This window comes from Mitsuokella sp. AF33-22, assembly GCF_003475755.1.
Lineage (GTDB): Bacteria > Bacillota > Negativicutes > Selenomonadales > Selenomonadaceae > Mitsuokella.
The window spans coordinates 1-18,581 of sequence record NZ_QRQA01000011.1 but is presented as its reverse complement, the minus strand read 5'-3'; the positions used below and the strand labels follow the sequence as shown (position 1 = coordinate 18,581).

Below are 18,581 nucleotides of genomic sequence, written 5' to 3'. Positions count from 1 at the left end.
CGAAAGGAAGATGCCTATGTCAACAGAAAAACGGCCGACGCCTGTCAATGGCATCGTCATCACCTTTTTCAGCACCGCCTCAGCCGTCGGCAAAACCCTCGTCGCCTGCAACATGGCCTCGGAACTCGCCCATGAAGGCTATCGCGTCTGCCTTGCCGACTTCGACCTGCAGTTCGGCGACGTCTGCAACTACCTTCATCTCGAGCCGCTGCGGACCCTGGCTGATGTACAGCGTACCATGCAGGTCGAAGGCGATTCCTGCCGCGTCCAGGACTTTCTGACGCCCTATCAGAACGGCGACGTCTCCTTCTCGGTACTCGCGGCCCCCAAGGCCCTCGAAGAAGCCTACAACATCCATCACGACTACGCCGTGCGCGCCATACGCAAACTCCAGGCCCAGTACGACTACATCCTCATCGATATGGCCTCGATGTTCAGCACCCTGAACCTCGCCGTACTCGACCTTTCCACCATCGTCACATTCCTCGGCATCGTCGACTTCATCCCGACCATAAAAAATATGAAAATTGGTATGGACACATTGAAGATGCTGGGCTATGATAAGAACAAAATAAGACTGGTGCTGAACCGCAGCGATGCCAAGACACGCATCAGCCTGGCTGACGTGCAGAAGCTCCTCGACGAGCCCTTCTACCACGTCCTGCCCAACGACTTCCGCGCCGCCAGCCAGTCCCTGCGCGACGGCGTCCCCCTTGTGCTTGCCAAAGAGCACACCGACCTCGGCGACGCCCTCAAGGCCCTCGTAGCCCGCTACACCAATCACACCACAGCCCCCGCCGAAACCGAGAAAACCCGCGAAGAATCATCCTGGCTCAGCCGCATCTTCAGCTGATCCCCGCAGTGGACTCGGGCTTGTACGCGGAGCTTCCCCCTTGGGGGGAAGTGGCCCGCAGGGCCGATAGGGGAAGCAAACGGTATCGATATGGTTGCTCGATGAAAATCGAACTCATTACATCGACGCTATTTGCTGCTGCGAGCAGGTACCCCTTCAGACGGCTGCGCCGCCAGCTTCCCCCAAGGGGACGCCCAAGCCTTCCCCGCGCACGGGGAAGGTGGCCCAACGGGCCGGAAGAGGTCCTTGAACTGGTGGGAAAGAACCATGCTCGCCTGCAAGTCTTTGCAAGCGGCGTAGCCCCACGCACGGGCGCGAAGCGCGGGATGCCGGTAGCATCCCCGGAGAAGGTGGCCCGGAGGGCCGGAAGCGGTCCTTGGACCTATTTGCTCAAACTTGACTTGAAAGGAGGTGTTTTCATGGATTACCGCGTCATGATGGTCGAAAAAGACCGCCTCATGCTGCAAAAACTCTCAGGCGTTATCGACCGCACTCCCGGCTTCACCATGGCCGTACGCTACCAGAACACCAGCGACGCCCTCGGACAAGGCAAGATGTTCAACCCGAACCTCATCCTGCTCGACATCGACCATGAAAACACCATCCCGCTCATCGAATCCTTCCACGAGTCCTACCCGCACGCCGACATCCTCTGCATGGCCGAAGAATGGCAGCCCGAAAGCGCCAGCCATCTCGTCGCGGCCGGTGCCTGCGGCTGCCTCATCAAGCCCTTCAACGGCGTCGAACTCCAGGACGCCGTCAAGGAATTTGCTCAGGCCGGCCTCGAAAAAGAATGCGAAACGCTCGTCTTCTTCAGCCCTAAGGGCAAGAGTGGCAAGACCACGCTCATTGCGAACCTCGCTGCAGCTCTGGCCCGCCGCACGCATGAACAGGTCGGCATCATCGACGCCGATCTCCAGTTCGGTGATATGGCTGTCTTCTTCAACCTCACGCCGCAGTCGACCATTGTCGAAGCGACACGCGACATCCGCTTCCTCTCGCCGGTCACGCTCAAGCGCTACTTCGTGCCCGTCTCGAAACGCGTCCACGTGCTCTGCGGCACGACGCGCCCTAACTACATCGACAAGGTATCGATTCCCGCGCTCGAGAACCTCATCCGCATGTCGAAGAGCCTGTTCCGCTACCTGCTGATCGATGTGCCGCCCGGCTTCAATCCAACTTCAATTTCGGCCGCAGAAGCCTCGACGACAACGTACTTATGTGCTATGATTAACGGGGCTTACGAAATCGATCACATGCGCAAGGCGCTGGAGATCTTCAAGGACTGGCCCGACGTCGAGGAACGCGCGAAAGTCATCTTCACGCGCGTCTCCCCCTGCACGGAGGAAATGCGCCGCAAGCTTGAGACGCAGCTCGGCTACCCCGTCACGGCCATTATCCCGAACGAATACCTCGTGGTTTCCCACGCGGCGGATAATGGCCAGATGGCAACGGAAATCCAGCCGGATAACCCGCTTGCCAAAAGCGTCGACCGCCTGGCCGAGCAGATTGCCGGCCACCGCGTGCCAGAGAGGTGGTCCACATGAAGGCACTCCTGGCCATCTTTATCGCCATCCTGTGCTTCGGCCTCCTGATGATGCTGCTCTCCATCCGCTCGCGCTCACGCGAGGACCACACGCTGACGGAACGCATGAACTACTTCGCCGGCGTCCGGCCTGAGCAGCAGCAGGTAAAGGGCACGAGTACAAGGGAAATGCTCGTTCACCTCGTCGAGAGCATCTCCTCCGGCCTTGGGCGCATCCAGAAAGGACAGAAGCTCGAGCTCCTCATGCAGCAGGCCGACTGGCCGCTGCACGGCATGGAGTTTGAAGCCATCCTGCTGCTCTGGGGCCTGCTCGTGGGCTTTATCACATTCCTCGTGACGCTCAAGGGATCGATGTTCTTCCTCGGTGCCATCGTGGCCATCCTGCTCGGCTTCCTGCTGCTGGCCCTGCGCATCCGCAGGCGGCGCAAGAAATTCACGAACCAGCTCGGCGACATGCTGACGATGGTTGCGAACGCCCTGCGTGCCGGCTTCAGCTTCATGCAGGCCTTTGAGCTCATCTCCCGCGAGATGGACGCCCCGATGGGCAAGGAAGTCAGGCTCGTCGTCAACGAAGTCAATCTCGGCAACACCTTGGAGACGGCTCTCGACAACATGCAAAAGCGCGTCGCGAGTCCCGACTTCGAGCTCGTCGTCACCGCCGTCCTGATCCAACGGCAGGTGGGCGGCGACCTCGCCCAGATTCTCGATACGATCAGTGAGACGATTCAGGAGAGAATCCGAATGCGGCGGGAGATTATGACATTAACGGCACAGGGACGCGCATCTGCATTAGTCGTGGCGTGTATCCCCGTTGGATTGGCAGGTATAATTTCTACATTTAATCCGAATTATTTGAAACCATTAATTGAAACAGAAATGGGAAGAATGTGCATCTTTGGTGCCGTGATACTGCAAGTCGTAGGATTCATTATTATTCATCGTATTGTTGATATAAAAATTTAATAAAAAGAATAAACTTATATTACTATAGTATGTAATCCAAAAGGATTAACATAAAATCAATTTGATTATATGGTTTTGTCTTAGAGGAGGAAGTTACCATGGTTATCGAGATTCTGAAGTATTTGAAAGCTCGTTATGTGAGCGAAAAGGCCCAGGGTATTGTTGAATATGCATTGATTCTGGCATTTGTAGCTGTTGTTGCAACAGCTTTGTTTGGCAATGATAGTATCAAGGATAGCATTAAAGATGTATTTGATAATATCAAGGAGTTATTGAAGAAAGGTGCAGCTGCGTCTAAACAGGGCTAAGCGTGTTGTATTTTGAAAGAGGTAGGATTATGGAATTCCAAAGAGGACAGTCTATTGTGGAATTTGCATTAATTCTACCTCTATTTCTTTTATTTTTATTTGGTATTATATATTTCGCAATGATATTTTTAGATTATATGACTTTGAGTACTGTGGCCCGCAATAGTGCTCGTGAAGCAGCTGTAGTAACAAGTGAAACGGAATCGGCAAATGGTTATCCGACAATTCGAGAACATTATAAAAATCAGAAATTACCTGTCGATATTTATGATTGGGACCCTACTTCATCGGATTTTGTTATAGAGTACATGCCATCCCAAAATACAAATGAACATGGAAATGTAAAGGCTACGGTCAAGGCTAAACTCAATGATGATGGTTCTTGGTTATCGGGGATTCTCGATGGTTTGACCGATAATAAAAATACCAATAAATTAGATTTGAATATAACTTGTACGATGTACAGTGAAGATAATTGGAAGACGCAGAAATAGTAAGAGGTGAGATACGATGTCTTTATTGACGCGCCTGGGACGGGCGGCTGGGGAGAACCGTCAGGTCAATATTTTTGGTTCCCACAGTGAGGGGCAGGACACAGCGGCGGAACGCTCCTATCAGCAGGTCAAGCAGCGTATCCACCAGCGCATCGTCGACGAGATGACGCCGGCCGAGCAGGCCATGCTCTCCTCGGTGCACCAGGACCCGCATCAGGTCGAGACGCTGATCGGTGACTACTGCCAGCGCGTGCTCGATGAGGACCCGTTCGCCATCCCGCAGGGCGAGAAGCCGCGGCTTATTGCCGATATCCGCGATGAAGTCCTGGGCCTCGGTCCGATTGAAGCCCTGCGCAAGGACGATTCCATCACCGAAATCATGGTCAACGGGCCGCATCAGGTCTTCGTCGAGCGCATGGGCAAGCTCGAACTGACCGACGTGAAATTCCACGATACGGCGCACCTCATGAACATCATCGAGCGCATCCTGACGCCGCTCGGACGCCGCGTCGATGAATCCTCACCGCTCGTCGATGCCCGTCTCGAAGATGGCTCGCGTGTCAACATCATCATCCCGCCGCTGTCGCTCATCGGCCCGTGCCTGACCATCCGCAAATTCTCCAAGACTCCGCTTACCGTCGACAATCTGATCTCCTTCGGCACGATGGATGAGAAGATGGCGACCTTTTTGCGCGCGTGCATCAAGGCGCGCGTCAATATCCTCGTCTCGGGCGGCACGGGCTCCGGTAAAACGACGACGCTCAACGTCATCTCGTCGTTCATCCCCGAGGGCGAACGCATCGTCACCATCGAGGATGCCGCCGAGCTGCGCCTGCAGCAGCAGCACGTCGTCACGCTCGAGGCGCGTCCGGCCAACCTCGAAGGGCGGGGAGCCATTACCATCCGCGACCTCGTGCGCAATGCCCTGCGCATGCGCCCCGACCGCATCATCGTCGGTGAGGTCCGCACGGGCGAGGCCCTCGACATGCTGCAGGCCATGAACACCGGCCACGACGGCTCCCTGACCACGGCCCACGCCAACAGCCCGCGTGACGCCCTGTCGCGCCTTGAGACGATGGTCATGATGTCCGGCCTCGACCTGCCGGAGCGCGCCATCCGTGAGCAGATTTCCTCGGCCATCGACCTCATCCTGCACCAGTCCCGCATGCGCGACGGCAGCCGCAAGATCACCTACATCACCGAAGTCCAGCACATGGAAGGCAGTACCATCACCACACAGGATCTCTTCCGCTTCGAACAGACCGGCTTTGACAACAACGGCAAAGTCATCGGCCACTTCATGCCCACCGGCATGCAGCCCGAATTCCTCGAGAAGTTCGAAATCAGCGGCATCAAACTCCCCGAAGGCTTCTTCACCCCAGGCGGCAACAACGACATCGCCTTCACCGGCGGCCGCTTCTAAGCAGCTCTTTGGGCGGTAGAGCGAGATACGCTGTCCCCTTTGGGGAAAGTGGCCCGTAGGGCCGAAAGGGGAACGCAACGTCTCTGGCATAAAGCGTCACTGAAATTCGCACTTTAAGGATTCGTTTTCAGCGAGCCAGAACGTTCATGCAATCAGCCGCCCCTTCAGTCGCTTGCGCGACAGCTTCCCCAGAGGGGACGCCGAAGCCTTCCCTGTGAGCGGAGAAGGCAGCTTCGGGGGTAGTGGCCGGCAGGACCGAAAGAGGAACGCAACGTCTCTGGCATAAAGCGTCACTGAAATTCGCACTCTAAGGATTCGTTTTCAGTGAGCCAGAACGTTCATGCAATCAGCCGCCCCTTCAGTCGCTTGCGAGACAGCTTCCCCCTTCGGGGGAAGTGGCCCGCAAGCGACTGAAGGGGAATCAAACGTCTCTGACATAAAACGCCGATGAAACGCGAACCAAGAAAGGAGCGAACCGATGCTGAAAGTACTATTTGCCATATCGCTGACTGCCATTATCTTCCTCGTACTCTTCGGCATCATCCGGAGCATCGTACAGCCCAAAACCACCATCCGCAAGCGCATGGCCAGCCTGGAAACGATGGACGAAACGAACGACCCCTTTGCCGTACCGGCCTATGAAGCCGTCTCCACCGTCCAATCCGCGCCCCAAACAGGCGGCTTCAAACAGACCCTGGAAGAAATGGCCGAGCACTTGATGCCCAAGGGCCTGCGCCCCATCATCCAGAAACGCCTCGTACTTGCCGGCAAATCCCGCGAATGGGGCGTCGCCGAATTCTTTGGCAGCTGCCTGCTCGGTGCCGTCGTCATGTGGCTCTTTGCCACCGTACTCGTGCGCGGTGGCTCCTTTGCGCCCATCCAGAAAACCATGATGGTCTTCCTGCTGGGCCTTCTCGGCGGCCTGATGCCCGTTGTTTTCCTCAATACCACCATTGACCGCCGACAGAAACAAATCGAACGCCAGCTGCCCCAGGTACTCGATTTGCTCTGCGTCAGCGTGCAGGCCGGCCTTTCCTTCGACGCCGCCCTCGCCAAGATCACGGCTCGCATGAAAGGCCCCTTCATCGACGAATGCCGCCGCCTGCAGGAAGATATCCGCATGGGCGTCGTGCGCCGCACCGCCATGCGTGCCCTCGCGGACCGCTGCGGCCTCGAGGATGTCTCGCTTTTCATGACCTCCATCATCCAGGCCGAACGCCTCGGCACGAGCATGGGCAAGACCCTCAAGAACCAGGCCGACAACATCCGCGAACGCCGCCGCCAATACGTCAAAGCCCAGGCCATGAAAGCCCCGGTCAAAATCGTCTTCCCGCTCGTCCTCTTCATCTTCCCCGCCATCTTCGTCGTCACCCTCGTTCCAAGCCTGCTTTACCTGCTGAAGAATTTATAAGACCTCATTCGCATTGTGAACCTTTTCCTCAGCGAAAAGACAATGACTGTTTAGCGACGCTTCCCCCTTTGGGGGAAGTGGCCCAAAGGGCCGATAGGGGAGCTCAACGTTTCTGGCATCAACGTTTCTGGCATCAATCCACGCTGAAATTCAATCTTTAAGGATTACTTTTCAGTGAGCCCGTATGTTCATGCGAACAGTCGCCCCTTCAGCCGCTTGCGCGACAGCTTCCCCAGAGGGGAAGCCAAGTCTTCCCCGCGCACGGGCGCGAAGCGCGGGATGCCGGGGGCATCCCCGGAGAACGTGGCCCGAAGGGCCGGAAGAGGGCCATGGGCATGCGGCAGATGAAAGAAACAGAAAGGACAATTTAGCGCATGAAGCAACGCATATTCATCCATCCGGATAACGGTCGCAATATCCAGGTCCATATGGCCGACACATTCTGGACGCGCCTGGCGGGGCTGATGTTTCGCCGCCCTCTGCCGCCCGCGACAGGGCTCCTCATCACGCCCTGCAACAGCATCCACATGTGCTTCATGCGCTTCGCCATCGACGCCGTCTACCTCGACCAGCAAGGCAAGATCCTTAAAATCACCCGCCACCTGCGCCCCTGGCTCGGCCTCTCCGCCTGCTGGCAAGCCCACAGCGTCCTCGAGATGACCGCCGGTCAGGCCGACGCCCTGGGCCTAAAGCCGGGACAAATCCTTACCTTCCAAGAACAAAAATAAAGTCAGGCTCGACAAAACATCGTGTCTGACTTTTTTGCTATCCGGCAACTTTTGAATTCGGCCAAGAGAGATCGACGTAATCAGTCTAAGATGACGTATTTCGCTGCTTGCCAGCATTCTGGGGAGTATCCTCGGTACATTGATTTTGCAGATGCTGGGGCGGCAGATTAGACGTCTCCCGTTAGGGAAAAGAGGGACCGCGGAGCGGCGGAAGAGGTCTTGGTGACCAGGTCTTTTTCTTGCCTGTGCAGGGGGATGTTGCTATACTGGAGTCGTAGGATTTTATTGATGTATTAGGAAAGAAGGAGTCGTCATGGGCAGACCGATACACGCGCAACAAGGAGCCATACTGGTCCTGACGGCTTTTCTGCTGCCTTTTATCATCGCGTTCACGGGACTGGCTGTTGACTTTGGCAATCTCTATGTGCAGCATCAGCGTTTGCAGAATGCGGCGGATGCTGCTGTTTTAGCCGGTGCGAAAGCATATGCAGAGAATAACGAGAAGGTAGATAGTCATCCAAAAGCGGATGAAAGAGCAAAAGAATATATTATTGGTCAATATCATAATTTAGCTGTTGATGAAAATATTAATGTGCCTAAATATAAAGCAAAAGAATTTAATAAAAAGGTGTATTATCGTGTGGAACTTTCCAAAGAAGTACCATTATATTTCTTGAGTTTTATCAAGAAAACGCAGACTGTTGAAGCCGATAGTATAGCATCTATTGAGATGAATGAAAATACAGACACACCGGGATTCTTTAATAACTTATTTATTTTCCAATATAGATTTTCTTGTACGAATTCAATAGAACATCCGGATGTTATTCGTCATAGAGATAATCCCGATAATCAGAAAGTCCCTGCAAAAGATGTTGTACGTACTGTTTTTGATGGACGCATTGCATATACTGATGGTGTGGGAAATACATCTCCAACGCTGCAGCCAGGAGAGATTACATATAGTGACCAAGCAAAATGGGATTCGGAATATGAGAAACGATTAGATCGATATTTTACATCAGCTGCAAAAGAAGAAGGGAATACTGTTAAAGATCTTTTTGATGAAAATCAAGGTGCTAAATTTTCCTCTAATGGAACATTACAATCTGGTTTATGGGGAAAGGCAACATTTGAACCTTATACATATGATACGTTTACGGATTATATGGAGAATTTAATGAAAGACGTACATCCTGTTTCAGGAAATATAGATGTAAATCCCAATAATCCTTTATTTCACAGCGATAAGATATCCGTCAATAATGTTAATAATTTTCGTATTTCCGTTAGCAAGTCGTTGCCAGAATCAGACGATCCCATATATATTTATGTAAAAACAGGTTATAATCCAGATATTGTCAATATAGATGTGTATGCAGATACAGGCAGGCCGTTAATCATTTGTATTGATTCAAGAAAAAGTCCTCAGAAACCAAAAATTCATTTAGAATTGAATGGACATACTTTTAAAGGTGTTATTTATGCCCCTTATGCTAATCAATGGGAAGGCACACACATAAATTGTGGAGATAGTAAGTTTATTGGAACGATTGTATCTCCAATAATTGATGTGCAGGGGAGTAGGGGAACATTTATTTATAAAGATTTTATGAAGAAAAATAATTCTGGTGGTGGCAATTCAGGCACATCAGTTGATAAGGATAGTCCAATTAGACTGGTATCTTCACCGGATGGATTAAGTTGGGATTGAGCAATCACCCCTTCTGCCCCTTCAGGGCACCTTCCCCTTTAGGGGACGGCTGGGATTTTTCATTTAAGCAACAAAAAAGACATCTCTTGGGTTATCATCCTTAGAGATGTCTTTTTTACAATACAAAAGCGGGAACAACCGAACGTTCCCGCTTTTGCCGCCTCTATACCTTCTGCCACCTACCACATACTAGATGTAGTAGGCCTCCCATGACTATATTACAACAAATGGGGGCGTATTTCAATAGAGGGCAGGAGAAATTTTCTTATCGGGTGGCTGTTGTGGTGTCGATGTAGGTGACGGGGAAGCCGTCGACGGTGTAGGTCATGCGTTGGCCCGTGGGGATGGTTTCGGGGCGTTCTTAGTTTCGTCGCCACGGCTGGCTGCCTTGTGGAACCATTCGGCGGCCTTCTTGACGTCTTTCTTGACGCCGTAGCCGTTTTCATAGCAGAGGCCGATGTAACGGGCAGCTTTCATATGGCCCTGCTTGTCCGCGATGAAAAGGTCGTGGAGGGCGGCTTCGTAGTGGCCGGCTTTGTAGGAATTGATGCCGCGGTTGAGAAGGGCGCCTGCGAGCACGCTGCCGTGCATGTTGGGGAAGCGTGCCGGGGCGGCCGAGGCTGCCGGTCAGAAGGGGGCGAGATTCCTGGAAAGTTTATTTTGCACTTGACAGGGGAACGGGGGCGTCGTGACGAATTCTTTATAATAATAAGATCGTGAGTTCAAGGAATCGACGCGTGAGCGCTTGTCGCAAGAAAGGAAGCGATTCACATGTACTTTTATTGTGAAACATGCAAGAAGGAATATCCGCTGAATACGCATCTTTACCGCTGTGAATGCGGGGGCATGCTGAGCCTGCATAAGGATCCCGAGGATGTGCTGGCCTCGGGCATCACGCTCGGGGAGTTCGAGACGCCGCTGCTGCCATTTACCGTGGATAAGCTGGATTTCCTGCTGAAACTCGAGAATCTGCAGCCGACGGGTTCCTTCAAGGACCGCGGAGCGTATACGCTCATCAATGAGCTTCATCGTCTCGGCATCAAGGAAATCGCGCTCGATTCCTCGGGCAATGCCGGTGCGTCGATGGCTGCTTATGCGGCTGCAGCAGATATGAAGTGTACGGTTTACGTGCCGGATGATATCTCGCAGGAGAAGGTGGCTCAGATCGAGGCATATGGCGCGAAGATCGTCAAGGTGGCCAACGGGCGCATGAAGGCGTGCGCGGCCGTCAAGCAGAATCTCGGCGAGGCGTATTATGCGTCGCATGTCTACAATCCGCTGTTCTTTGAGGGCATCAAGTCGATGGCGTATGAGATGTATCATCAGCTGCACGAGCATGTGCCGGATTACATCTTCGTGCCGGTCGGCAATGGCACGCTGCTTTTGGGGCTGTTCCTCGGCTTCTGGGAGATCGGCCGCCTGCCGCAGTTCGTGGCGGTGCAGTCGGAGAAATGTGCGCCGGTCTATGAAGCGTTCCATGGGCTGCCGAAGGGACCGCGCCGTTCGACGATTGCCGAGGCCATCCGCATCTCGGAACCGAAGCGCATGAACGATATCGTGCGCGTTCTGAAGCTCTCGCATGGCGATGCCATCACGGTGGCGGATAAGGATATTCTCAAGGCGCACAAATACCTTGGCCATCGCGGCGTCTATGTCGAGATGACGTCGGCAGCGGCTCTGGCAGGTGCCGTGCAGTATTTCAAGGACGGCAAGCCGGATAATTACAAGGTCGTCATTCCCCTGACGGGCAATGGGCTCAAACGGTGATAATGACGCATGGCAGATGAGAAAGGACGAGAAGTTTGTTATACGGAATGATTGATATTGGCTCCAATACTGTGCGTATGGCGATTTACTTCATCGAGGGCACGCATGTGGAGATGCTCATGAAGAAGAAGCATACGGTCGGGCTGGCGGCGTATCTCAAGGATGGCGTTATGCAGCAGCAGGGCATCGATAAGACGGTGGAGATCCTGACGGAGTTCAAGAGCTTCCTGATGAACTTCAATATCACGCATGTGGTGGCCTTTACGACGGCAGCACTGCGCAATGCGAAGAACAGTCAGGCGGCCGTCGGGGAGATCGAGCGGCGTACCGGGCTTCCCATCCGCGTCATCACGGGCGATGAGGAGGCCACGTACGATTTCATCGGGGCGACGCATGGCCTGACGGCTGAGGGCGGCCTGCTCATCGATATCGGCGGTGCGAGCACGGAGATCGTCGTGTACCGCGGCCGTGAGATTCAGGAGAAGGTCAGCCTGCCCATCGGTTCGCTGGCGTTCTATACGAAGTATGTCGCAGGCGTCCTGCCGACGGCGGAGGAGTGCCAGGCGATGCGCGAAGAGGCCCGGGCGACGCTCGCAGCGGCCGATGGCTTCGAGGATGTCAAGGAAGGGGCTATTGCCGGCATCGGGGGCACGTTCAAAGGGGCCTGTGCGCTCTACAATGCGCTGTTCCATGAGCCTGAGGACAATGTGAAGATGGAGGCTGCGAAGCTCTCGGAGATCGTCCGCCGCTTCACGTTTGAGCATGGTTTGACGGAGGAGATGACAGTGATGCTGATGCGCACGGTGCCGGAGCGCATGCATACAGTCATCCCGGGGCTCATCATCGCCGAAGTGCTTGCAAGCCGTTTCCACAGCCAGGTCATCACCTACAGTGATTCAGGCGTACGTGAAGGTTACATCTACGCTGAAGTCTTGGGGCGGTAAATGTTGACGAATCATTTTTTTTGGCTTACAATATGAATAGGAAATGATGTCGGACAACATCATGAAAACCCAAAGGCCCACCGGCTTGACTACCCGGCGGGCCTTATTCGTATCTGATGACTAGGCAGATACAGGGAAATGATTAACTAGGTTGGAAGTCACGAACGGTGGCTAATCCGTTCCAACCACTCAATCAAATAATGTGCAATGATACTTGCAGCAATACTGATGAGGAAAGAAGCCAATATGTCGGACAAACACATGAAACACCCCTCCTCTCCGGTTCACCCGTTGAGGTCGTGACAGTTTATTCTATCATGAAATTTGTAAAAGGGATAGTAGGACTGTTCAGCCCTTGTGAGACGGGCGTTTGTGGACTTTTGAGCGGGAAAATGGTATAATTAAATGCTAAATGATTTTGTAAAAAATGAGTTTATTTTTTAGATTTTGAGGTGAGATTGTGGATTTTGGACAGGGAAAGATCGTGCCGGTCAATCTGGAACACGAGATGAAGAACTCATACATCGATTATGCCATGAGTGTCATCGTTGCGCGTGCACTGCCGGATGTCCGGGACGGCTTGAAACCAGTACACCGCCGCATCCTTTACGCGATGCAGGAAGCGGGCATGGGCTCCAACAAGCCCTACAAGAAATCGGCCCGTATCGTCGGTGAAGTCCTCGGTAAATATCATCCGCACGGCGATTCTTCCGTTTATGATGCCATCGTGCGCATGGCGCAGGATTTCTCCATGCGCTACATGCTCGCGGACGGCCACGGCAACTTCGGCTCGGTCGACGGCGATCCGGCGGCTGCCATGCGTTACACCGAGGTCCGTATGTCGAAGATTGCGGAACTCATGCTGCAGGACATCGACAAGGAAACGGTCGATTTTGCGCCGAACTACGATGAGTCCTTGAAGGAACCGGAGGTACTGCCGGCGAAGTTCCCGCAGCTGCTCGTCAACGGCACAAGCGGCATCGCCGTCGGCATGGCGACAAACATCCCGCCGCACAACATGTGCGAGGTTATCGACGGCACGCTGATGCTCATTGATAATCCGGACGCTTCCGTTGAGGAGCTCATGACGGTCATCAAGGGCCCCGATTTCCCGACGGCCGGCCTGATTCTCGGCAAGGACGGCATCCGCCAGGCGTACACGACGGGCCGCGGCGTCATCAAGATGCGCGCCAATGCCCGCATTGAGACGATGTCGAACGGCAAGCCGCGCATCATCGTGACAGAGCTGCCGTATCAGGTCAACAAGGCCCGCCTCGTTGAGAAAATTGCGCAGCTCGTGCGCGACAAACAGATTGAGGGCATCACGGATCTGCGTGATGAGTCGGACCGCGGCGGTATGCGCATTGTCATCGACCTGCGCCGCGACGCCAATGCCAACGTCATCCTGAATCAGCTCTACAAGCATACGCAGCTGCAGGACAGCTTCGGCGTCATCATGCTGGCACTCGTTGACGGCAAGCCGAAAATCCTGAACCTCAAGGAAGTCCTGCATTACTACATCAAGCATCAGGAAGACGTCATCACGCGGCGCACGCGCTATGAGCTCAAGAAAGCAGAAGCACGCGCCCATATCTTGGAAGGCTTGACGATTGCCCTCGACCATCTCGATGCCGTCATCACGACGATCCGCGAGAGCCGCACGGCCGACATTGCCCGCACAGCTCTGATGGAAGGCTTCAAGCTCTCCGAGAAGCAGGCTCAGGCCATCCTCGATCTGCGTCTCCAGCGCCTGACTGGCCTCGAGCGCGAGAAGATCGAAGAGGAGTATCAGGAAGTCTTGAAGGCAATCGAGGAGTACAAGGCCATCCTCGCCGATGAGAGCCGCATCCTCGGCATCATCAAGGAAGAGCTCACGGCAGTCAAGCAGAAGTTCGGCGATGCCCGCCGCACGCGCCTGACGGTTGATACGAGCGAAATTGATGTCGAAGACCTCATTGCGGAGGAGGATGTCGTCATCACGCTGACGCACAACAACTACATCAAGCGTATGCCGCTCGATACGTACCGCCGCCAGAACCGCGGCGGCAAGGGCATCAAGGGCATGGGGACGAAGGAGACGGATTTTGTCGAGAATCTCCTGATCACGACGACGCATCATACGATCCTGTTCTTCACGAACCGTGGCCGCGTCTACCATCTCAAGGCATACGAGATTGCCGAGGCCAGCCGCACGGCGAAGGGCACGGCCATCATCAACCTGCTGCAGCTTGAAAAGGACGAGAAGATCACGGCAGTCATCCAGGTCAAGGGCTTCAATCCAGATGCTTACCTGTTCATGGCCACGAAAAAGGGCATCGTCAAGAAGACGAGCCTTGTCGAGTTCAAGAACCTGCATAAGGGCGGCCTCAATGCCATCAATCTCGATGACGATGATGAGCTCATCGGCGTCAAGTTCACGGACGGCGAACGCGATATGATCCTCGGCACGAAGTGGGGCATGGCCATTGTCTTCTCCGAGGACGATGTGCGCGCGATGGGCCGCGCTGCCCGCGGCGTCAAGGGCATCAGCCTCAACGACGGTGATGAGATCATCGGCATGGATACGCTGTCGCCGAATGCCGAGGTCCTGACGGTTACGGCCGAGGGATATGGCAAGCGCACGGAGACGAGCGAGTACCGCACGCAGAACCGCGGTGGCAAGGGCCTCATCAACCTCAAGGTTACGGAGAAGACCGGCGATGTCATCGGCCTGCGCGTCGTTCATCCCGACCAGGAGCTCATGCTCATCACGACGGAAGGCATCGTGATCCGCACGAACATCTCCGATATCTCGGTCATCAGCCGCAACACGCAGGGCGTCAAGCTCATGTCCACGGCAGAGAATGATACGGTCGCTTCGATGGCCGTTATGGATCAGAAGAACTGATGAATTGAAGATCCGTGCTTGACCACATCTTCGATATCACACGGGCCGATATCTTCGAGAACTGAATCATGTAAAAAGGCTATTCCCTTGAGCAATCTGCTCGGGGAATAGCCTTTTCTTTTTATCTGTGTGGAGAAAGGTAGATGCGTCCGTGGGCGTCGATGCGGCTCAGGTGGCGCAGGTAGAAGCGGGCGATGATGCCGGTCAGCAGCGCGGAGATCAGGGTGCCTTCGCGGATGCCCTCGATGGTGCCCATGGTCAGCAGCGAGATGATGGCCGCAAGCACGACGAGGCTGATGTCATTGCCGACCTTGACCTTGCCGAAGTCGATGTGGAATTTATGGGCAAAGATGTAGACGGCGCCTTCACCGGCGAGCATGAGGACGTCGGCGATGCCCTGTCCGGCCACGCCGAGCGCGACGAGAGCGGTACCGAGCACGCAGAGGGCAATCTGGAGCGGGTAGAAATCCGGCATGATGGCAAAGAGCTGCATGAAAAAGTCAATGCAGAGACCGAAGAGGATCGTCACGGGAATCTGCAGCCAGAAGACTGTCGGGAAGTCGCGCCGCAGCATCAGGAGTTCGAAGACGACGAAGACCATGTTGACGGCAAATGTCGTCTGGCCGAAGGTGAACGGCAAGATCAGGCTCAGGACATACGGCAGGCTGGAGATCGGCGACGTGCCTAAGAGGCTTTTGACGACGAGGGCGATGCCGGCCGATTGGATCATGACAGCCAGGATCAGCAGCAGGTAACGTTTTGGTGTAGACAAATAAACCCTTCTTTCACGTTTTTTTTTTATTATACAATGCCCGGCAGACAAAGAAAAAGACGAATGGCATGTTTTTATCATGTCATTCGTCTTTTGTGTCACGGCAATCATTCAATCCAGTGGATCTTCCTGGCATCGTAGCGGTCGACCTGGGGCTTCTTGCCGACGGGGTAGCCGAAGGGCAGCAGGGCGAAGGCGTACTGATTGTCGGGCAGGCTCAGGATCTGACGGACGGCCTCCATGCGCTCGGGGACGGGAGAGACAGCCATCATGACGCCGCCGAGGCCAAGCTCTTCCATTTCAAGCCAGATGTTTTCCGTCGCAATCGCACAGTCGATATCCGTGATGCCTGGGAAGATGACGTCCTTGCGGGCGGCGATGACGAGCACGACGGGAGCCTTGGCTGCCGATATGGCATAGGGGCTCGTCTTGGCAAGCGCCTCAATTGTCTCGCGCTCCGTTACGACATAGAATTCCCAAGGCTGCTGGTTGCCGGCTGATGGTGCGACGAAGGCTGCCTGCAGCAGCTTGTCGATTTTCTCTTTTTCGACGGGCTTATCCTCGAATTTGCGGATACTCGTGCGTGTGAAGATGGCATTCATGGTATCATCCTTTCTATTTTGTTGTTATCTATTCTCATTATAGCAGATGCGGTTCTATCCTCAATAATATCCTTTTGGGTACTATCACACAATAAAGTGCATTCTTCCCAACAAGATTCTTTGGAGCTACAATGAATACATCAGCTGAAATGAGCCGCTACGGCAAAAGGAAAATCTATGAGATGTGACGAAATAAATGGAGGATATTTATGTTAAACGAAATCAACTGGCCGCATGACTACCTGCCGGGGTTGACAGACAACTTCGCTTCGAATGAGGTCATCGTCAAGGGCATCGACGCTGCAGAGACATTTGCGAATCTCATCGACACGAGCATCTGGCCGACGTATTACAGCAATGTCGCCGATGTCGAGTTCGACAATACGGAGGGCACAAAATTGGCACCAAATACGCGCTTCCGCTTCAAGACGTTCGGCTTCCCGATTGAGGCAGAGATCACGGAGTTTGAGGCACCGCATGATGGTCAGCCGGGCCGTTTGGCCTGGCATGGCTGGGCAGAGGGTGATGCAGAGCACCGTCTCGATGTCATCCATGCCTGGCTCATCGAGGACCTCTCAGAGGGCCGCGTTCGCATCCTGACGCAGGAGTCGCAGAAGGGCAAGCCGGCAGCTGAGCTCCACGAAGACCCAAAGGACCCGATGAATGTCGGCCATCAGGAATGGGTCCGCGGGCTCGCCGCTACGGTACTGGCAGCACATCAGGGCTGATGGCCGCAGGCTGGTGCAAGGCAACGGTTCGTCTAGTCATTTGGATAGGGGAGAAATCATGGCAAAAGAGACAATGTTCCACTGCCCGGTGGAGGCGGTACTGAGCCTCATCGGCGGCAAATACAAATGCATCATCCTCTGGCACCTGATGCAGCGGACGCACCGCTATGGCGAACTGCACCGCCTGATCCCGCAGGCGACGCCGAAGATGCTGACACAGCAGCTTCGCGAGCTCGAGGCAGACGGCATCATCCACCGCGAGGTCTACCCCGTCGTGCCGCCGCGCACGGAGTACAGCCTGACCGAGTTCGGCCAGAGTTTGTCTCCCATCATCGAGGCGATGTGCGAATGGGGCAAGGTGAATATGAAGCAGAGAATACTGCCCGGGGCTGAGGAATGACGGCTCTCTGGCAGGAGATGAGATTAACAGGAGGGATTTTTATGAAGCGTGTTCTTTTCTTGTGCTTAGCAGCGCTGCTGATGCTGCCATTCTTTGGCGGCCATTCGGAGGCTGCTGCCAGCAAGGGCAAGATTCTCGTCGTGGCTTCGAGCCAGTCTCAGATGGAGCTCGCCGATAAGAGCATCATGAATGTCGGCTTTTTCCTCAATGAATTCGCCGTGCCGACGGAGTATCTGGCAGAGCGCGGCTATGAGATCGTGCTTGCCACGCCGAGCGGCGAGATGCCCGTCATGGACAAGGGGTCGAACGACAAGAAATTCTTTGGTGGCGATGAAGCGGCCCGCTCCAAGGCGGTGGCGTTCGTCGATGGCCTCAAGCCCATCTCGCTGACAGACGCCATCAAGGGCGGCCTCGACCAGTATGCGGCAATCTTTGTGCCGGGTGGTCATGCGCCGATGACAGACCTCATGCAGGATGAGAATCTCGGCACAATCCTGCGCTACTTCCATGAGAAGCAGAAGCCGACAGCCTTCATCTGCCACGGTCCGGCCGCGATGCTCGCCGCCTTGCCAGATGCCGCAGCGTATCGCCAGGCGCTCGTCTCGCACGATGCCAAGGGCGCTATGGCAGCGTCCTCCAAAGGCTGGATCTACAGCGGCTATGAGATGACGGTTCTCTCGGATGCCGAGGAATGGCCGGGTGAAGTCGCGAAAGGCACGGAGATGCCGTTCCACGTCGAGCAAGCTCTGCAGATTGCGGGCGGCAAGATGCGCATCGACGGCATGTACGGCAGCCATGTCGTCCATGACCGCGAACTCATCACGGGCCAGAATCCCGCATCAGACCTCGAGCTGGCCAAAGAACTCGACAAGAGCCTGCAAGCTGAGTGCTAGATTCCCATATCTTCTCCTACACAAAGGGGCTGTGAAATAACCGACCCCTAGAAACAAGAGGGCCGCATGCTCATTGAGTATGCGGCCCTCTTTGTGGTAAAATTTTCTATATACCACTATGGAAAACATTACCACATATCATTCTAAA

General features: G+C 54.6%; 18 protein-coding genes. 15 read left to right on the top strand and 3 right to left on the bottom strand.

The window, feature by feature from the left end; genetic code table 11:
- The first annotated feature begins 16 nt into the window (after nucleotides 1–16).
- The 9 genes from DWZ54_RS08015 (at nucleotide 17) to DWZ54_RS07975 (ending at nucleotide 9,440) form a co-directional block, all read left to right on the top strand.
- Nucleotides 17–853, top strand: coding sequence for an AAA family ATPase (locus DWZ54_RS08015; RefSeq protein ID WP_233541657.1), 837 nt, complete (start codon nucleotides 17–19; stop codon nucleotides 851–853).
- Between the two features lie 419 nt (nucleotides 854–1,272).
- The gene (locus tag DWZ54_RS08010; RefSeq protein WP_118475393.1) at nucleotides 1,273–2,400 is read left to right on the top strand and encodes a P-loop NTPase; all 1,128 of its coding nucleotides are present in this window, start codon (nucleotides 1,273–1,275) and stop codon (nucleotides 2,398–2,400) included.
- The gene (locus DWZ54_RS08005; RefSeq protein ID WP_118475391.1) at nucleotides 2,397–3,362 is read left to right on the top strand and encodes a type II secretion system F family protein; all 966 of its coding nucleotides are present in this window, start codon (nucleotides 2,397–2,399) and stop codon (nucleotides 3,360–3,362) included. Before DWZ54_RS08010 ends, DWZ54_RS08005 begins: the two co-directional genes overlap by 4 nt.
- A gap of 98 nt (nucleotides 3,363–3,460) precedes the next feature.
- Nucleotides 3,461–3,670, top strand: a complete 210-nt coding sequence (locus tag DWZ54_RS08000) for a Flp family type IVb pilin (RefSeq protein WP_118475389.1) — start codon at nucleotides 3,461–3,463, stop codon at nucleotides 3,668–3,670.
- A 29-nt stretch (nucleotides 3,671–3,699) separates the two neighbouring features.
- Nucleotides 3,700–4,164, top strand: a complete 465-nt coding sequence (locus DWZ54_RS07995; RefSeq protein WP_118475387.1) for a TadE/TadG family type IV pilus assembly protein — start codon at nucleotides 3,700–3,702, stop codon at nucleotides 4,162–4,164.
- A 16-nt stretch (nucleotides 4,165–4,180) separates the two neighbouring features.
- Entirely contained in the window at nucleotides 4,181–5,587 is a 1,407-nt protein-coding gene (locus tag DWZ54_RS07990; RefSeq protein WP_118475385.1) for a CpaF family protein, read from the top strand.
- A 478-nt stretch (nucleotides 5,588–6,065) separates the two neighbouring features.
- Nucleotides 6,066–6,998 carry a type II secretion system F family protein gene (locus tag DWZ54_RS07985; RefSeq protein WP_118475383.1) on the top strand — a complete coding sequence of 311 codons (933 nt, stop codon included), beginning with the start codon at nucleotides 6,066–6,068 and terminating at the stop codon, nucleotides 6,996–6,998.
- Between the two features lie 374 nt (nucleotides 6,999–7,372).
- A complete protein-coding gene (locus tag DWZ54_RS07980; protein WP_118475381.1) occupies nucleotides 7,373–7,726 on the top strand; it encodes a DUF192 domain-containing protein in 354 nt (117 codons plus the stop codon).
- A gap of 313 nt (nucleotides 7,727–8,039) precedes the next feature.
- A complete protein-coding gene (locus DWZ54_RS07975) occupies nucleotides 8,040–9,440 on the top strand; it encodes a pilus assembly protein TadG-related protein (RefSeq protein ID WP_118475379.1) in 1,401 nt (466 codons plus the stop codon).
- A gap of 324 nt (nucleotides 9,441–9,764) precedes the next feature.
- Here DWZ54_RS07975 and DWZ54_RS07970 read toward each other — a convergent pair whose 3' ends face one another.
- Nucleotides 9,765–10,031 (bottom strand): SEL1-like repeat protein, encoded by a 267-nt coding sequence (locus DWZ54_RS07970; RefSeq protein WP_118475377.1) that lies wholly within the window; start codon nucleotides 10,029–10,031, stop codon nucleotides 9,765–9,767.
- A gap of 180 nt (nucleotides 10,032–10,211) precedes the next feature.
- On the opposite strand from DWZ54_RS07970, the gene DWZ54_RS07965 reads away from it, so the two are divergent.
- The 3 genes from DWZ54_RS07965 to gyrA all read left to right on the top strand — a co-directional run bounded on the left by DWZ54_RS07965 (nucleotide 10,212) and on the right by gyrA (nucleotide 15,038).
- A complete protein-coding gene (locus tag DWZ54_RS07965; RefSeq protein WP_118475376.1) occupies nucleotides 10,212–11,207 on the top strand; it encodes a pyridoxal-phosphate dependent enzyme in 996 nt (331 codons plus the stop codon).
- 47 nt (nucleotides 11,208–11,254) lie between these two features.
- Nucleotides 11,255–12,151, top strand: a complete 897-nt coding sequence (locus tag DWZ54_RS07960; RefSeq protein WP_367181021.1) for an exopolyphosphatase — start codon at nucleotides 11,255–11,257, stop codon at nucleotides 12,149–12,151.
- Between the two features lie 460 nt (nucleotides 12,152–12,611).
- Nucleotides 12,612–15,038 (top strand): DNA gyrase subunit A, encoded by a 2,427-nt coding sequence (gyrA, locus tag DWZ54_RS07955; RefSeq protein WP_118475374.1) that lies wholly within the window; start codon nucleotides 12,612–12,614, stop codon nucleotides 15,036–15,038.
- 121 nt (nucleotides 15,039–15,159) lie between these two features.
- Here the strand turns inward: gyrA and DWZ54_RS07950 are convergent, their stop codons facing one another.
- Complete coding sequence (locus tag DWZ54_RS07950) at nucleotides 15,160–15,810, bottom strand: YitT family protein (RefSeq protein WP_233541656.1); 651 nt, start codon at nucleotides 15,808–15,810, stop codon at nucleotides 15,160–15,162.
- Nucleotides 15,811–15,917: 107 nt separating this feature from the next.
- Entirely contained in the window at nucleotides 15,918–16,412 is a 495-nt protein-coding gene (locus DWZ54_RS07945; protein WP_118475372.1) for a nitroreductase family protein, read from the bottom strand.
- 209 nt (nucleotides 16,413–16,621) lie between these two features.
- Here DWZ54_RS07945 and DWZ54_RS07940 point away from each other — a divergent pair, with 209 nt between their 5' ends.
- The 3 genes from DWZ54_RS07940 to DWZ54_RS07930 are packed head-to-tail and all read left to right on the top strand — an operon-like array spanning nucleotide 16,622 to nucleotide 18,433.
- Nucleotides 16,622–17,140, top strand: coding sequence for an SRPBCC domain-containing protein (locus DWZ54_RS07940; RefSeq protein ID WP_118475370.1), 519 nt, complete (start codon nucleotides 16,622–16,624; stop codon nucleotides 17,138–17,140).
- A 58-nt stretch (nucleotides 17,141–17,198) separates the two neighbouring features.
- Nucleotides 17,199–17,540 carry a helix-turn-helix domain-containing protein gene (locus DWZ54_RS07935; RefSeq protein WP_118475368.1) on the top strand — a complete coding sequence of 114 codons (342 nt, stop codon included), beginning with the start codon at nucleotides 17,199–17,201 and terminating at the stop codon, nucleotides 17,538–17,540.
- A gap of 41 nt (nucleotides 17,541–17,581) precedes the next feature.
- On the top strand, nucleotides 17,582–18,433 hold the full coding sequence (locus tag DWZ54_RS07930) for a type 1 glutamine amidotransferase domain-containing protein (protein WP_199663302.1): 852 nt from the start codon (nucleotides 17,582–17,584) through the stop codon (nucleotides 18,431–18,433).
- The last annotated feature ends 148 nt before the right edge of the window (nucleotides 18,434–18,581 follow it).

What these genes read in the sequence shown, in the direction of transcription:
- DWZ54_RS08005 (WP_118475391.1), top strand. Translation starts at nt 2,397, where the DNA reads ATGAAGGCACTCCTGGCCATCTTTATCGCCATCCTGTGCTTCGGCCTC.
- DWZ54_RS07965 (WP_118475376.1), top strand. Translation starts at nt 10,212, where the DNA reads ATGTACTTTTATTGTGAAACATGCAAGAAGGAATATCCGCTGAATACG.
- DWZ54_RS07985 (WP_118475383.1), top strand. Translation starts at nt 6,066, where the DNA reads ATGCTGAAAGTACTATTTGCCATATCGCTGACTGCCATTATCTTCCTC.
- DWZ54_RS08015 (WP_233541657.1), top strand. Translation starts at nt 17, where the DNA reads ATGTCAACAGAAAAACGGCCGACGCCTGTCAATGGCATCGTCATCACC.
- DWZ54_RS07945 (WP_118475372.1), bottom strand. Translation starts at nt 16,412, where the DNA reads ATGAATGCCATCTTCACACGCACGAGTATCCGCAAATTCGAGGATAAG.
- DWZ54_RS07980 (WP_118475381.1), top strand. Translation starts at nt 7,373, where the DNA reads ATGAAGCAACGCATATTCATCCATCCGGATAACGGTCGCAATATCCAG.
- DWZ54_RS07940 (WP_118475370.1), top strand. Translation starts at nt 16,622, where the DNA reads ATGTTAAACGAAATCAACTGGCCGCATGACTACCTGCCGGGGTTGACA.
- DWZ54_RS07995 (WP_118475387.1), top strand. Translation starts at nt 3,700, where the DNA reads ATGGAATTCCAAAGAGGACAGTCTATTGTGGAATTTGCATTAATTCTA.
- DWZ54_RS07960 (WP_367181021.1), top strand. Translation starts at nt 11,255, where the DNA reads ATGATTGATATTGGCTCCAATACTGTGCGTATGGCGATTTACTTCATC.
- DWZ54_RS07975 (WP_118475379.1), top strand. Translation starts at nt 8,040, where the DNA reads ATGGGCAGACCGATACACGCGCAACAAGGAGCCATACTGGTCCTGACG.
- DWZ54_RS08010 (WP_118475393.1), top strand. Translation starts at nt 1,273, where the DNA reads ATGGATTACCGCGTCATGATGGTCGAAAAAGACCGCCTCATGCTGCAA.
- DWZ54_RS07970 (WP_118475377.1), bottom strand. Translation starts at nt 10,031, where the DNA reads ATGCACGGCAGCGTGCTCGCAGGCGCCCTTCTCAACCGCGGCATCAAT.
- DWZ54_RS08000 (WP_118475389.1), top strand. Translation starts at nt 3,461, where the DNA reads ATGGTTATCGAGATTCTGAAGTATTTGAAAGCTCGTTATGTGAGCGAA.
- DWZ54_RS07935 (WP_118475368.1), top strand. Translation starts at nt 17,199, where the DNA reads ATGGCAAAAGAGACAATGTTCCACTGCCCGGTGGAGGCGGTACTGAGC.
- DWZ54_RS07990 (WP_118475385.1), top strand. Translation starts at nt 4,181, where the DNA reads ATGTCTTTATTGACGCGCCTGGGACGGGCGGCTGGGGAGAACCGTCAG.
- DWZ54_RS07930 (WP_199663302.1), top strand. Translation starts at nt 17,582, where the DNA reads ATGAAGCGTGTTCTTTTCTTGTGCTTAGCAGCGCTGCTGATGCTGCCA.